Below are 14,447 nucleotides of genomic sequence, written 5' to 3'. Positions count from 1 at the left end.
CGTTACGTTCGAACAATGGCTATCACACGACAACAGGTCACCCAGCACCCACTGCTCGAACTGACAACTGGTTTCATGAGCTTCAAGACGTTCGCCGCCGCGGTCGAGCTCGACGTCTTCACCAAGCTGGCCGGCGGGCGCGAGGTCACGCTGCCCGAGTTCGCGCAGCTGGTCGACCTGCAGGAACGTCCCACGCGACTGCTGTTGCCCGCACTCGTGTCGTTGAAGCTGCTGGAGAAGAAAGGCGAGTTCTATCGCAATTCGGCGGTGGCCGAAGAGTTTCTGGTGAACGACAAGCCGTACTTCTTCGGCGGCTTCGTGCAGTTCTACAGCCATGCGCTGTACCAGGGTTGGGAACACCTGGTGGGTGCACTGCGGGCGAACACTCCGGTGCTCGCGCCACCGGACGGCGACACCGTGTTCGGATCAGAGGACGACTTCATGATCCGGTATTTCTGGGAGGCCATGCACGCGCTGGCCGGATTCACCGGACTGGCGCTTTCGGAGGCCTACGACTTCAGCGCGCATCAGCGGGTGCTCGACGTCGGCGGCGGGTCGGGCGGCATCCCGATCGAGCTGTGCCGCCGGGTGCCCGGACTGACCGGGACCGTCTACGAGCTGCCGCACGTGTGCCCGATCGTCGAAGAGAAGGCGGCCGCCGCCGGGCTCGCCGGTGTGGTCGGCGCGCAGGCCGGTGACTTCACGAAGGACGAGCGGCTGCCGTCCGGGTACGACGCGATGATCCTCAGCCAGGTGTTGCACGTGCTGGACGAGGAGAACGGCCGCGCGCTGCTGAAGAAGTGCTACGACGCACTGGAACCGGGTGGTGCGGTGTTCGTCTGCGAGCTGCTGCTCGACGCGGATCGGTCGGGGCCCGCTCCGGCCGCGTTGATGGGGCTCAACATGCTGATCGCGCACCACGGTGGGGAGAACTACTCCGACCAGGAGTACCGGACCTGGCTCGCCGAGGCCGGGTTCGTGGATCTGGAGGTCGTGCGGTTCGAGGCCGCCGGAGCGACCGGTGCGGTGATCGGGCGCAAAGGGACCGGGCACAGGGTGATCGGGAGCGAGGGGACCGGCGGTGTCTGAGTCGCAGCGTGTTCCCGTGCTCGTCGTCGGCGCGGGTGCGGCCGGGCTGACCGCGGCCGTCCTGCTCGACCGGCTCGGGGTCGAGTTCCTCGTGGTCACCGCGCGCGACTCCCCTTCCCTGCTGCCTCGCGCCCACGTCGTCAACCAGCGCAGCATGGAGATCCTCAGCGACATCGGCGTCGCGGACGACGTCTACCGGCTGGGGACGCCGGCCGGGAACATGACGCACGTCGGCTGGTACAGCGGGGTCGGCGGGCAGCGCCTCGGTGTGCGGGAGCTGTGGGGTGCGGGTGGCGCCAATCCCGCGTGGGCGGCGGCCAGCGCCTGCCGGACGGCGAACCTGCCGCAGCACCAGCTCGAGGAACTGTTGCTGGGCAAGGTTTCGCCTGACCGGATCCGGTTCGGGCATCGGGTGAACGCGATCTTCAACAACGAGGACGAGGCAGTCGTCGAGGTGCACGACGGCTCGGAGTCCTATGTGGTCACTGCGGACTACGTGCTGGCGTGCGACGGCGGGCGCACCATCGGTCCCGCGCTCGGCATTCCCGTCGAGGGCGTCGAGGAGATCGCGCGGATGGTCAGCGTGCACTTCGGCGCCGACCTCTCCGGGGTGCTCTCGGACGACGAAGTGCTGATGCGGTGGTTGCTGCGTCCGGAAACCGGCGTGGGCGTGAGCCTGCTGCCGCTCGGCCCGCACAAGTGGGGCACCCGGTCGACCGAGTGGGTGCTGCACCTCAACGAAACCCCGGACAGCCCGCTCGACGACGACGCGGCGCTGCGCGAGCTGTGCTCGGTGCTCGAACTGGACGATCCGCCGGCGGTGCACCGGATCATGCGCTGGACGGTTGGTGGCTCGGTGGCGGAACGCTTCCGCGACGGCCGGGTGTTCCTGCTCGGCGACGCGGCGCACCGGCTTCCCCCGACCGGTGGCCTGGGTTTGAACCTGGCGGTGCAGGACGCGGGCAACCTCGCCTGGAAGCTGGCGGCTGTCTTGAACGGCACCGCGGGCGCGGGCCTGCTGGACACCTACGAGGACGAACGCAAACGGGTCGCGGCCGCGAGCGTCCACCAGTCGGTGCAGAACGCGATCGGCCACCTGCTGATCGTGCAGACGCTCGGCATGGGCCCGCAGAGCGATCCGGTCGCCAACATGCTTGCACTGCAACGGTTGTCGAGCGGACTCCCGGAGGACGAGGAGTTGCGCGACGCCGTGCGGCAGGTGTTCGCCGCGCAGTCGTCGGAGTTCGACGCGCTCAACCTGGAGTACGGCTACTCCTACACGTCGGCCGCCGTGTTACCGGACGGAACCCCGGAGCCGAACAACCCCGATCCGGTCCGCGTGTACCGGCCGAGCACCCGGCCTGGCGCGCCCCTACCGCATGCGTGGCTCGAAGACACGCGAGGTGGACGGGTGGCGATCGGAGCGCTGGTGCGTCCGGGGCGGTGGCTGCTGATCGTGGGCGAGAACGACGTCTGGAGCGACGCGGCCCGTGAGGCCGGGCTGGACGTCGTGCGGATCGGTGGCGACTACCTCGATCCGCGCTCGACCTGGGCAGCGGTGCGGGGCACGTCGGCGGGTGGCGCGGTGCTGGTGCGGCCGGACCGCGTGGTGGCGTGGCGGTGCCAGGACGCCGTGCCCGACCCGAAGGTCGCGCTCAGCGCGGCGCTGAACGCGGTGCTCGGTTCTACTTGAGGTACAGCTCCACTTCGGCGATCCAGTCAGGCATGCCCTTGTAGGCCTTCCGGTACCGGGCGAGGATCTGCTGCTTGGTCATGTGCTCCAGTTCGTCCTTGACGATCGTATCGGCCAGAACGGCGGAGATCTTCGTGTGCTGAGCGGACGACAGAATGATCGACGGGGCCTTCTGCAGGTCGTGCCCGAGATGCTTGAGCACGGCCTGCTCGATGATGTGGTGAGCCTGGTACTTGCCACCGTGCCCTCTGGTGAACACCGCGAAGGACTCGAACGGCCCGATGACGCGCCGTCTGTTCAGTGCGGCGGCCATGACCGGCTGGCCCTTGTCGAACTTCTTCACGAGGGTCTCGGCCGCCTCGCAGGACAACGTGCGGCTGACTCGGTCCCCGGCGTTCACCGCCTTGATGAAGGCCTTGCCCTCCGCGTTGGGCGAGATCGCCTTCTTGGCGACGTTCTTGGCGACGGCCTTCATCTTCAGGATGAGGCCGAGCGTCACCTTGGTGCCCTTGGCCGCGCCCTTCTTCAGCGCGCCCTTGACGATCAGTTTCGCGCCGACACCGGCGGCACCCTTGGCGGCGCCGCCCGGTGTCGGCACGTAGTCCAGCGGACCGAGCCCTTCGGATTCGACGCCGACCGCGGCACCGGCGTCCACGACGAAGTTCCCCTCGCGGTCGACGAGCCGGGAGATGCCTTCGGCGTGGAACGTCCGGTACCCGATGATCTCCTTGGTCTCCGGGTCCAGCACGACGCCACTGATGCGGCCGCGGTTCGCCGGCAGGTCTTCCTCGAAGTCGCTGATGCCTTGCGGACCTGACTCGTCGTCCATGATGATGCCGCCGTCGTGGCCGTGCGGCGGCTCACCGGGAAGCTGGACGCTGTCCGGTGACGCGATGATCGGCTCCATCTCCAGTTCCGTGTTGACGAGCGCGGTGCTCGTGCCGACGTTCGGACCCCACAGGAAGTTGACGACGTCCGCGATCTGATCCCGGGGAAGGGTCTCGACCCGCTTCTTCTCCCGGATGAGGAACTCCAGGTCCCGCTGCATCTTGGCGCGCACGGTCTGCATCGCGAGCACGAGCCTGGGTCCCCCGACCGCCCGGCCGGCCTCCTCGTCGCGGAGCACCGCCTCGTCGAGCTTGGCCAGCCGGGGCAACAGGTCGTACATCGCCAGACCCTGGATCTTGCCGAGCACGACGCCGTTCTCCTCGGAGCGCTGCACCACGAACCCCGTGCCCGGCGCCTTCGCCGCGCCCGTCAGCAGGGCGTCGACGGCGCGATTGCCCGCGAGACGCTGCAGTCCGCCCAGGGTCGCCGGCGTCGCGGCGGCCCGTTGAGGCGACGTGTCCGCCGCGCGCGCTGTTTCGCCGTGCTCGCGTGCGCTACCCATGGGAAGAGCAAACCCGTCGGGATCAGACGCGGACAAGCGAACCGTGCGCGTCCTCCGGTGCAGAGATCGTTGCCCGAACGGGCTCAGCCGGAGAACGTCGGGAGGGTGCCGTAGGAGGCCTTGCGGGAGGCGCGGCGCAGCGTCGCGAGCACGGCCGGGCCGATCACCAGGATGGCGATGGCGTTCGTGACGGCTCGGCCCGTGTCCCAGCCCGCCGTCGAGGTCAGCAGGGTGAAGATGGCGAACCGGTGCAGGTTGCCCAGCACGGAATCACCTGGCACGTAAGAGATGTGGCCGTCGTGGTACGGCACCTCGACGTCGGTGACGAACGGCCAGAACCACAGGTTCATCAGGAACCCGAACAGGTACGCCACGACGATGCCGTAGCCGATCAGCATGGCGATCTCGGCCTTGCCGGTGACGCGCCTGGGCAGGAGGCCCGCGCCCATGCCGATCCAGGCCGAGCACATCATCTGGAACGGCAGCCACGGACCGACGCCCGCGGTCAGGAGGGCCGAGGCGAACAGCGAGGTGCAGCCGAGGACGTAGCCGAAGCCGGGCCCGAACACCCGGCCCGCCAGGATCAGCAGGAAGAACACGGTCTCGATGCCCGCAGTTCCCGCGCCCAACGGCCGCAGCGCCGCGTTCACCGCCGAGAGGACGCCCAGCATCGCCAGCGCCTTGGAGTCCATGCCTCCTTCGGACAGTTCGGCCAGGACGATGACGATCAGGATGGGCAGGATGCCGATGAACACGAACGGCGCGTCCGGGCCGTGCTGCATCGACTGGGGGTCGACGCGGACGAGCAGGGGCCAGACGAACATCATCAGGCCGGCGATCGAGGCCAGCGTCAGGACGACCGCCGAGCGCTTGCCGATCTTGACGGCCGACGTGCTCACCGCACCTCCTGGGGCAGGGCCGCGCGGACGTCGTCGACGGTGAGCCAGGGTTCGCCGAGGATCTTGGCCACCTGGGTGGCGAACGCGGGTGAGCCGCCCAGGACCTCGGCGGTCGGGCCGTCCGAGACGACCTCGCCTTCCGCCATGACCACGACGCGGTGGGCGATGGTGGCGACGAACTCGACGTCGTGCGTCGCGACGACGACCGCCCGTCCCTCGCTGGTCAAGCCGCTGATCATCTGGGCGAGGGCGGCTTTCGCGGTGTAGTCGAGGCCTCGGGTCGGTTCGTCCAGCAGCATGATGCGCGGGGCGGCGGAGAGCTGGACCGCGAGCACCAGGGCCAGGCGCTGGCCTTCGGACAGGTCGCGCGGGTGTGCGGCCGGGTCGATACCGGGGGCCAGACGGTCGAGCAGGCCGCGGCACGACCCTGGCGAGGCACCGGACTCGGCATCGGCCGCGGCGCACTCGGCCGCGACGGTCTGCAGGTACAGCAGGTCGCTCGCGGTCTGCGGCACCATGCCGACGAGCTTGCGGCCTTCGGTGCTGCTCAACGACTTCGGGTCCGCGTCCCCCACGCGGACGGTGCCGCCCTGGCGAGGGCCGGAGCCCTGCACCGCCCAGAGCAGCGACGACTTGCCGGAACCGTTGCGGCCCATCATGGCCAGCACCTCGCCGGCGCGTAGTTCGAGGTCCACTTCGCGCACGGCGACCTTGGGTCCGTAACGGACCACTACCCCCGAGGCGGTCAGCAGGCTCTCGCCCGCGGTCGGGGTCCTGGTCAACGGGCGGCCCAGCGTGAGCGACGACGTGCGGCGGCGGGCGTCCCGGACCGACATCGGCAACGGGTCCCAGCCCGCCAACCGTCCCAGTTGGACGATCGGCGGTGCGATCGGCATGTCCCGCAGCACTTCCGGAGGCGTGCCGTCGACCACTCCCCCGCTGCCCGACACGTAGATCATGCGGTCGGCGAACGGGATCACGCGTTCCATCCGGTGCTCGGCCATCAGCACGGTGGTGCCGAGGTCCTCCACCAGGCGGGCCAGCGTGGCCAGCACGTCCTCGGCGGCGGTCGGGTCCAGCGCGGACGTGGGTTCGTCCAGCACCAGCACTTTCGGGTGCGTGGTCAGGACGGAACCGATCGCGACTCGTTGTTGCTGACCGCCCGACAACGTGCGCAACGCGCGGCGGCGGAGCGCGGCGATGCCCAGCAGGTCCAGGGTCTCCTCGACGCGGCGGCGCATGACCTGGGGCGCGAGCCCGAGCTGTTCCATGCCGTAGGCGAGCTCGTCCTCGACGGTGTCCGTGACGAAGCCCGCCAGCGGGTCCTGGCCGACCACGCCGACCAGGTGGGCGAACTCGCGCGGCGGCCGCGACCGAGTCGACACGCCTGCCACCGAGACGTCGCCTTCGAGGTGGCCACCGGTGAAGTGCGGGACGAGGCCGTTGATCGTGCCCAGCAACGTCGACTTGCCCGCGCCGGTCTGCCCGGCGAACAGCACGAGCTCGCCCTCGCCGATGGACAGCGTGATGTCGCGCAGCACCGGGTCGACCCGGCCCGCGTACCAGAAGCTGACGTGGTCGAGTTCGATCATGCGGCGGCCACTTCTTCCAGTGTTGCGAAAGGGGGTTCGGGAGCTGGAGTCAGGAACGCGGGCAGCACGCCGATCAGCACGCCCGCGAGCGGCTCCCACGACAGCAGCGGCCAGGACAACTCGATCAGCGACGGGTTGAGGTTCGCCGGGTCCACGAGCGACGTCATGAACAACACCACCGCGACCCCGATCCCGCTGGCGGCCACGACGAGTTCCGGCAGATGCCAGCGGTCCGCGCGATACCGCGTGCGCTGGACCCGCCTGCCTGCCAGGCGGAAGCCGATGAGACCGATCACCAGGCCCGCCGACAGGACGGGCGCGGCCAGGTAGCGCGGGGTCGAGCCGTCCAGCGTGGCGTAGATGCCGACACAGGCGCCGATCAGGCCGATGATCATCAAGGTACCGGTCAGCAGCCGGTGCCGGGCCTCGACCAGACCCGCCCGGCCGTAGCCGCGGGAGTCCATCGACGCCGCGAGCTGCAGCGAACGGGACAGCGCGTCCTCGAGGATCGGGATCATGATCGAGTGGATCACCTGTAGGCGTTTTCCCGAGCCACCACGAAGTTTGCGGGCACGCCTCACGCGCAGCACGCTCTCGGCCAGCTGCGGGAACACCGACAGGGCGACGATCACGGCCGTGCCCACCTCGTAGAGCGCCGGTGGCATGGCTTTGAGCAGCCGCTTCGGGTTCGCCAGCGCGTTGGCCGCACCCAGGCAGATCACCATGGTCGCCAGCCGGAGCCCGTCGTAGAGGCCGCTCAGCAACGACTCCGCGGACACGTCCCCGAACAGCCGGATGCCCGCCGCCCACGCCGGCAGCGGGATCTCCGGCAGGCTCAGGAGAATCGTCGTCCCCTCGGCGCCGCCGAACACGAACCGGAAGCCCACCCGGATCACCACGATCATCGCGCCCAGGGCCAGGTAGAGCCGGAACGCCAGCGCCCACGGTGCCTCAGAACGGCGTGACACCACCACGAACCCGGCCACCGCGACGATCGTGAGCAGCAGCCAGGGGTTCGTGGTGCGGGTCGCGGCCACGGACAGGCCGAGCGACCACACCCACCAGGCGGCCGGGTGCAGGTCGCGCGGCAGGAAGTACGACGTCACCCGTCGGCCCGTTTCCTGCGGCGTGCCACGAAGAACCCGGCGACCGCCAGCACCAGGACGGCGCCTCCCGCGGCCCAGGGCGCGTAGTCGCTCGCCCCGGACGTCCGTTTGACGACCGCGTTCACGTCCTCGGCGTTCTCCCCGCCGCTGAACGCGATGTTGCCAGTCGGATCCTTCGCCTTCGGACTCGCGCTGGCCCGCGGTTTCGGCGGCGGCAGCGCCCCGGTCGGCGCACCCGGTTGAGGCGTCTCCGTCGCCTGGTGCCCGGCTTCCGGTGGTGTGTCTTGAACCGGCCGCTGCACCTCGCCGGGGTTGTCGGTGACCGGTTTCTGCTCCTCGACCGCGGTGCACGGCGTGTTCTCCGTGCCGGGACGAACGGCGGCGATGCGAGGAACCGGATTCGAGTTCGCCGTGGCGTTCAAGGAGAACGACCAGCCCTCGAAGCCGCCGGGGATGAACCGGCGGTTCTTCACGCCCCACTGGCTGTAGTCCCACGCGCAGTTGTTCGCGGCGTGCCAGTACGACCAGTAGGCCTGGGCGGGAGGCGTGTCGATGCACCGCTCGTCCGCGGCGCCGGGCTTGTTCTCGATGCGGCAGACGAACCCCTCGCCCCACCGCTGCACGCCCGCGATCTGGAAGCCGGCGCCCTTGATCGCGTCGAGGCCGCTGCCCGCGGTGGTCTGCGGGTTGCACCGCACGATCGCGTCGCCACCCAGCTGCTGGAAGTCGACGACGACGGTGACGCCCTTGTCGTCCTTGCAGAAACCGGGATATCCCTTGCTGTGGTCGATCGCCCGCGCGGCCGGCGCAGTGCCCAGGAGCAGGGTCACGGCGCCGGCGATGGCGAGAGTCCTCACAGGGCTGGGTTCTTGGGCGTCACGCGGGGCGGCGGGTTCGTGGTCGCGGTCTTGTTCAGCGAGAACGACCAGCCCTCGAAACCACCGGGGATCACGTTGCGGTTCAACGCGCCCTGGCTGCTGTAGGTCCAGGACGAACCGGAACCGTCGGCGTGCCAGTAACCCCAGTAGGCGGAGGCGGGCGGGGTGTTGAAGCACGCCTCCTTGTAGGTGGGGTTGCCGGTGACCGGGATGGTCTCGGTCGCGGACGGGCGGCCGTTGAGACGGCAGACGAACCCGAGACCCCAGCGGGTCGTGCCGGCGACCGGGATTCCCGCGTCCTGCAACGCCTTGATGCCGGTGCGGGCGGTGCCGGGGCTGGCGTTGGGCGAGCACCGGGTGATCGTCGGCGCGGCCACCCCGCCGTTGCCGTCGAGCTCCTGGAAGTCGACGACGATCGTCGTGCCGGTGAGCGCGTCCGATCCGGTGCAGATGCCGTCATAGCCCGCCGCACTCGCCGGTGCGGGTGCGGCGACCAGTCCGGTGAGGACGATCGCGGCGGCGAGAACTCTTTTCATCACTTGACCCCCTGGAGAAATCGACGACGAACCAGCAGAACGAGCCCGGCGAGCAGCAGTGCGCCGCCGAGCGTGAAGTAGGACCAGAGCGGCGGTCGCCACGCAGCCGCCTGGGCGACGGGTGCGGGAACGGGCTCGGCGTCTGTCAGCGGGAGGCGCACCACCGGCGAGACCGGCGAGCCGTCCGCGCTGACCCACGAGCGGCCCGCGATGCCTTGTGCCGCAGCAAGACTCGTGCCGAAGTCGGTCAGGCCACCGTCGTCCTGCAGCAGACTGCCGAGGGTCTTCGCCGTGCCGCTCGCGTCCAGTCCGGCGGCCTGGCGGGCACCGGCGAGCGAGGCGCTGACCGCGATCGACGGCGCGCCACCTTCGTCCTCGACCACGCCCTTGCCGTTCGGCTTCGTGCTGAGCAGGGTGATGGCCTTCACGAACGCCGTCGCGCGCTTGTCCGACCAGTCGGCCGGAGTGCGGCCGGTCGGCGCGTCCTCCGTGAAAGGCTTGCTGTTCAACGCGGTCACGGCGGCAGCGGTCGCAGCGAGATCACCGGTTTCGCACCCGGTCGCGTCCATGCGCTCGGGGAACAGCCCGTCCCTGCACTGACGTACGGCGAGCGCCTCGATCGCCTGGCCTGGATCGCCGACGGTGGCCAGCACCGCCCACGTGTGACGGCGGACCGTGTCCTCGGAGTCCGCGTACGTGCCGGTGTCGGCGAACAACCCGTCCGCACCTCGCAGTTCGACCAGGTCTGCGCGCAACTCGTCCGCCCGACCGGACTTCTGGAACTGGGCGATGATCACGAGCTTCGCCAGCGGTTCGGCGTAGGCGGCCGCACCGGTTTCCTGACCGGCGCCGTGGGCGTAGGCGTTGACGGAGTCCGTTGTCAGCAGGAACTCCGAGGCCTTCTTCACGGCGTCCGGTTGCTCCTCCAACGCGCGCAACGCGAGCACCAGGTCCGCGGTCGCGTCGTAGTCGACGTAGGTCTTGTCGTTCTCGGTGACCTCGACGTGGTCGCCCCGCACCAGCTTGCCCGCCAGGTACGCGCCGAGCCGGGCGGCAGGGGTTTTCGGACCGGGCTGGACCTTCTGCGGCGCCGGGACGGGCTGGCGCACCACGGGCTTCTGCGCGGGTGCCTTGACCGTTGGGGTCTCAGTCCTGGTCGTGGGATGCGTGGTGGTCGTGATCGGCTCAGGCACAGTGCCTTTGGCGAGGGCGTAGAAACCCACCTGCGACAACCCGAGCGAAGCCTGTGCGCTCGCCCTGATCCACGTGTCGATGCCGGCGATTCCGCCCGTGCGTGCCGCCTCGTAGGCGGCCGGGTTGTAGGCGATGGCGCCGAGGTGACTCGCGAGCGCGTTGCCCGCGTCGGATTCTTTGGCCTGTGCGGACTTCAGGAACGCGGCACCCCTGGCCACCTCGGTGCCCGCTCCGCCCGCGTCGGCGAGTGCCTGCGTGATCAAGCCCGTGCTGTTGGTGTTCGGCGCCTCGGTACCTACACCACCGCCCCAGCCACCACCCGCGGTCTGGTTGGCCTTCAACCACGCCACGGTTTTCGCGATGGTCGCGTCGAGGCCGGGCGCACCGGCCTTGCGAGCCGCGAGCATCGCCGACAGCGCGAGGCCTGACGTGTCACCGTCCGGGGACGACGCGCCCGCTGCCTTGCCCTCGTCGCACGAGGAGACCCGCGGTCCATCAGGTCCTTCCACCTGACCGAAGAAAGCCCTGAAGTAGCCCTCGGAACACTGCTGCGTCACCATCTTGTCGATGGCGAGCTGGTCGTTCTCCCCCGCCACCGCGAGGCCGATCACCGCGAGAGCCTGGCCGAACATGTTGGCGTTGTTGGGCACCATGTCGGACCACTCGGGGTTCTTCGAGTAGTCGGAGACGCGGCCGGCGTCGACGCCGGACCGGCGGATCGCGCCCTTGACCTCGGCGACCAGGTCGTGGCCGTCGAAGTCGCGCGGATCACGGCCTGCGACCTGGGCTGCCAGCAACGTCTTCGCGACCGCGCCACCGACGATGATCTGGTCGTAGCCCTGGCCGGGAGCCAGCCCGTCCCACGTGTAGTAGTCGGTGGCGTGGCCCTGGTCGTCGAGGAAGTCGACGACGGGCTTGGCCAGCGCACCGTCACCGGACGCGTGCAGCGCGAAGATCACGTCGATCATCAGGCCGTGGTCCGGGAGGCCGCCGAGCGGGTTCTCCAGCGTGCCGTCGGGGCGCAGCTGACGGGAGAGCCAGACAGAGCTGGCGTGTGCGGACTGGTGTTCGGCCGCAGCGGCACCGCCGGCCAGTGCGGCGACGAGGCCCGCACCGGCGACCAACGCCAGCACGGCCGAGGACCTGCGCCGGTTCATGCTCCCCCTCCCCAGCTGCATGAAGGAGGGGCCTGGCGCGTGAAGCTCCGGAGGCCACCCCTGCTTCTCGCGACAGCGGTTGGACTTGTTCTGCTCCGCTCGACCGGTATTCCGACTCGCCGCTTCTGGGAGCGGCCCACGGTTGCGCGACAGTGCCGGAGTTCGACCGGCTTCCCCATCACGAGCGGAGGTGTTGAGTTGTCCTTGCCCGGCGGAGGTTAACACCCGCAAACCGGAGGCGAGCGTCACACCGCCGCTTCACGGTATCGGCAACACCGGCTCGCGCACCATGAGAACCTGATCGACGTTCAGCGCGGACGTGGGGGAAGCCGGTGGGAATCCGGCGCTGTCCCGCAACGGTGTGCCCCTCGGGGCGAGCCCGGTCACCCGCACCGCGCGGTGTTCACCAACTCCTGTCGTGGAAGTGCGGGAAAGGGTTTTCATGAGACGTCTTGTGTTCGCCGCTGTCGTGGCTCTCAGCGTGGCCACGGCCGCTCCAGCGGTAGCCGCGACCACCGACAAGGCCGACGCGGCATCGGGCTGGCTCGCCCGCCAGCTCGTCGACGGCGAGCGGTTCGAGGCCGACTTCGGCGGCCAGAAGTTCCCCGACCAGGGCCTGACGATCGACGCGATCTTCGCGTTCGCCGCCGCCCGCTCCTCGGACACCAACGCCGAGAAGGCGATCACCTGGCTGGCCAAGCCGGAGATCACCACCGGCTACGTCGGTTCCGGCACCGAGGCGTACGCCGGCGCGCACGCCAAGCTCCTGCTCGCCGCTCAGGTGCGGCACAAGAACGGCGCCTCGTTCGGCGGCGTGAACCTGGAAGCCGGTCTGCGGGGTCTGCTCGCGCCGTCCGGCCGGTTCTCCGACCGTTCGGACTTCGGTGACTTCTCCAACGCCTTCACGCAGTCGCTCGCACTTCTGGCGCTGGACCGGACTTCCGGCGGTGCACCGGCGTCGTCCGTGTCGTTCCTCGCCGGAACCCAGTGCCCCGACGGCGGTTTCCCGCTGAACTTCGGGCAGACGCCGTGCGTGAGCGACGTCGACTCGACCGCGATGGTCGTGCAGGCGTTGCGCGCCAACGGTGACAACGCGAATGCCGCCGAGGGCACCACGTGGCTGGCCTCGCAGCAGAACACCGACGGCGGATTCTCCGTCGGCACCAACGCGTCCAACGCCAACAGCACCGGCCTGGCCGCGGAAGCCCTGGCAGGCCACCGCCCGGCGGCCACGGTGAAGGCTCGGCAGTTCCTCAAGTCGCTCGCCGTCGGCTGTTCGGGTGCAGCAGCGGATCGGGGCGCGATCGCTTACGACGCAACGGGTTTCAACCCGAACACCGCGCCTCGCGCAACGGCGCAGGCGATTCTCGGCCTCACCGGGGTCAAGCTCGCGAACCTCGACGGCGGCGGCAACCCGGCCGCTCCGACGCTCGCCTGCTGACGCGGGGGTTCGGTCAGGCGGCGTGCTGGGAGGCACGCCGCACGACCGGCGCCACCTCAGTCAGGCGGCATGCCGGGAAGCACGCCGCACGACTGGCGGCGCTTCGGTCAGGCGGCATGCTGCGAAGCACGCCGCAAGACCGGCGCCACCACGATCAAGCGGCATGCTGCGAAGCACGCCGCAAGACCGGTGTCACCACGGTCAAGCGGCGTGCTGCGAAGCACGCCGCACGACCGGCGCCACCTCGATCAGCCCGCGTGCAGCGAAGCATGCCGCAGGACTGGCGTCACCCAAGCCAGCAGCACACCCACGAGCAACGCCACCACCCCGGCCGCGAGTCCCGCCCGCGGATCACCCGCCGCCACCGCCACGGCCCCGGCGAGTGCCGCGCCGAGCGGCTGCCCGAGACCCCACGCCACCATCCTGGCCGTGGTGTTCACCCGCGACTGCATGTCCTCCGGGCACACCTGCTGGCGGTAGGTGATCCCGTTGATGACCACCGTGGAGTTCGCGGCGCCCCAGTACACCACCGCCACGCACGTGATCAGCCAATGTCCGCTCACGAGCACGAACACACCGCCCAGCAAGGACAACGGCAACGCGGCCAGTGCCAGCCGCGCACCACCCCAGCGCTCGGTCAGCCGCGGCAGCACTCGGCTGGCGATGATCGCGCCCACACCCCAGCAGGTGAACACGGCCGCCAGCCGCACGTCCCCGCTCGGCGCCACCCCGAGCACGCGGTCGGCGAACGGCACCAGCACCGCCATCCAGGCACCCGTCGCGACCGAGTGCAGCGCGCCGATCAAAGTGAGCGTGCGGACGATCGGCTGCTGCCACAGGAACCGCAGCCCTTCCCGCACATCGGTGACGATCTCACCGGCCCCCTGCACCGGACGCGGGTTCGCCATGCTGCCGGCGATACCGCGCAACAACACCGCCGAACCGACCGCCGTCAGCGCGTTCACCGCCATCAGAGCCGCCGGTGCGACAACCGCTACCAACAGACCTGTGAGTCCGGGAACGACCAGTTCCACCACGGTCGTGCGGCCGTAGAGGGTCGAGTAGGCGGCAGTGAGCCGTTCTTTGCCCACCAGGGCAGGCAAAGCACCGAAGTTCGCGGCGTCGAAGAACACGAACGCCGTCTGCGTAGCGAACGCCACCGCGACGACGTGCGGAGCGGTGAGCGCACCCGCGAGCCACGCCAGCGGGATGCTGAGCAGCACGGCGGCGACCGTGAAGTCCAGCGCCACCATCATCTTCCGGCGATCCAGGCGATCCGCGAGCGCTCCGGCCAGCAGCCCGAACACCAGGTACGGCAACGCTTCCGCCACCGTGACCGCCGACGTCCAGCCCGCGGACCCGGTGAGCTGGTAGACGAGAACCGGCATCGCGACGGCCGCCACCACCGCGCCCGTCACCGACAGCACCCGTGCCGTCAGATAACGGCTGAAGTCGGTCTCCACTCCGGCAGC

General features: G+C 69.8%; 11 protein-coding genes and 2 riboswitches. Of the genes, 3 read left to right on the top strand and 8 right to left on the bottom strand.

The features are described 5' to 3' along the window. The first annotated feature begins 15 nt into the window (after nucleotides 1-15). Nucleotides 16-1,089 carry a methyltransferase gene (locus AB0M24_RS02150; protein WP_363759664.1) on the top strand — a complete coding sequence of 358 codons (1,074 nt, stop codon included), beginning with the start codon at nucleotides 16-18 and terminating at the stop codon, nucleotides 1,087-1,089. After that, nucleotides 1,082-2,782 (top strand): FAD-dependent monooxygenase, encoded by a 1,701-nt coding sequence (locus AB0M24_RS02145; protein ID WP_363759661.1) that lies wholly within the window; start codon nucleotides 1,082-1,084, stop codon nucleotides 2,780-2,782. Before AB0M24_RS02150 ends, AB0M24_RS02145 begins: the two co-directional genes overlap by 8 nt. Here AB0M24_RS02145 and AB0M24_RS02140 read toward each other — a convergent pair. The 7 genes from AB0M24_RS02140 to AB0M24_RS02110 all read right to left on the bottom strand — a co-directional run bounded on the left by AB0M24_RS02140 (nucleotide 2,775) and on the right by AB0M24_RS02110 (nucleotide 11,534). Continuing rightward, nucleotides 2,775-4,172, bottom strand: a complete 1,398-nt coding sequence (locus tag AB0M24_RS02140) for a hypothetical protein (RefSeq protein ID WP_363759658.1) — start codon at nucleotides 4,170-4,172, stop codon at nucleotides 2,775-2,777. The two genes, AB0M24_RS02145 and AB0M24_RS02140, sit on opposite strands and share 8 nt — an antisense overlap. A gap of 83 nt (nucleotides 4,173-4,255) precedes the next feature. Further along, nucleotides 4,256-5,071, bottom strand: a complete 816-nt coding sequence (locus tag AB0M24_RS02135) for an ECF transporter S component (RefSeq protein WP_363759655.1) — start codon at nucleotides 5,069-5,071, stop codon at nucleotides 4,256-4,258. Continuing rightward, nucleotides 5,068-6,663 (bottom strand): ATP-binding cassette domain-containing protein, encoded by a 1,596-nt coding sequence (locus AB0M24_RS02130; RefSeq protein ID WP_363759652.1) that lies wholly within the window; start codon nucleotides 6,661-6,663, stop codon nucleotides 5,068-5,070. The genes AB0M24_RS02135 and AB0M24_RS02130 overlap by 4 nt, the downstream gene beginning before the upstream one ends. Next, nucleotides 6,660-7,769 (bottom strand): energy-coupling factor transporter transmembrane component T, encoded by a 1,110-nt coding sequence (locus AB0M24_RS02125; RefSeq protein WP_363759649.1) that lies wholly within the window; start codon nucleotides 7,767-7,769, stop codon nucleotides 6,660-6,662. Before AB0M24_RS02125 ends, AB0M24_RS02130 begins: the two co-directional genes overlap by 4 nt. Next, nucleotides 7,766-8,626, bottom strand: a complete 861-nt coding sequence (locus AB0M24_RS02120) for an ABC transporter substrate-binding protein (RefSeq protein WP_363759646.1) — start codon at nucleotides 8,624-8,626, stop codon at nucleotides 7,766-7,768. The genes AB0M24_RS02125 and AB0M24_RS02120 overlap by 4 nt, the downstream gene beginning before the upstream one ends. Next, complete coding sequence (locus tag AB0M24_RS02115) at nucleotides 8,623-9,183, bottom strand: flagellar hook-length control protein FliK (RefSeq protein WP_363759643.1); 561 nt, start codon at nucleotides 9,181-9,183, stop codon at nucleotides 8,623-8,625. Before AB0M24_RS02115 ends, AB0M24_RS02120 begins: the two co-directional genes overlap by 4 nt. Beyond that, entirely contained in the window at nucleotides 9,183-11,534 is a 2,352-nt protein-coding gene (locus AB0M24_RS02110; protein ID WP_363759640.1) for a hypothetical protein, read from the bottom strand. Before AB0M24_RS02110 ends, AB0M24_RS02115 begins: the two co-directional genes overlap by 1 nt. A gap of 83 nt (nucleotides 11,535-11,617) precedes the next feature. Then, nucleotides 11,618-11,747, bottom strand: a riboswitch (cobalamin riboswitch). A 74-nt stretch (nucleotides 11,748-11,821) separates the two neighbouring features. Further along, a riboswitch (cobalamin riboswitch) is annotated at nucleotides 11,822-11,944 on the top strand. Between the two features lie 32 nt (nucleotides 11,945-11,976). Between AB0M24_RS02110 and AB0M24_RS02105 the strand changes: the two genes are divergently transcribed. Continuing rightward, nucleotides 11,977-12,975, top strand: coding sequence for a prenyltransferase/squalene oxidase repeat-containing protein (locus AB0M24_RS02105; protein WP_363759637.1), 999 nt, complete (start codon nucleotides 11,977-11,979; stop codon nucleotides 12,973-12,975). A gap of 248 nt (nucleotides 12,976-13,223) precedes the next feature. Here the strand turns inward: AB0M24_RS02105 and AB0M24_RS02100 are convergent, their stop codons facing one another. After that, complete coding sequence (locus tag AB0M24_RS02100; RefSeq protein WP_363759634.1) at nucleotides 13,224-14,438, bottom strand: MFS transporter; 1,215 nt, start codon at nucleotides 14,436-14,438, stop codon at nucleotides 13,224-13,226. Nucleotides 14,439-14,447: the final 9 nt, after the last annotated feature.

This window comes from Lentzea sp. NPDC051838 (assembly GCF_040681245.1).
Classification (GTDB): domain Bacteria; phylum Actinomycetota; class Actinomycetes; order Mycobacteriales; family Pseudonocardiaceae; genus Lentzea.
The sequence above is the reverse complement of the archived record's forward strand: the minus strand, read 5'-3'. Positions and strand labels throughout refer to the sequence as shown.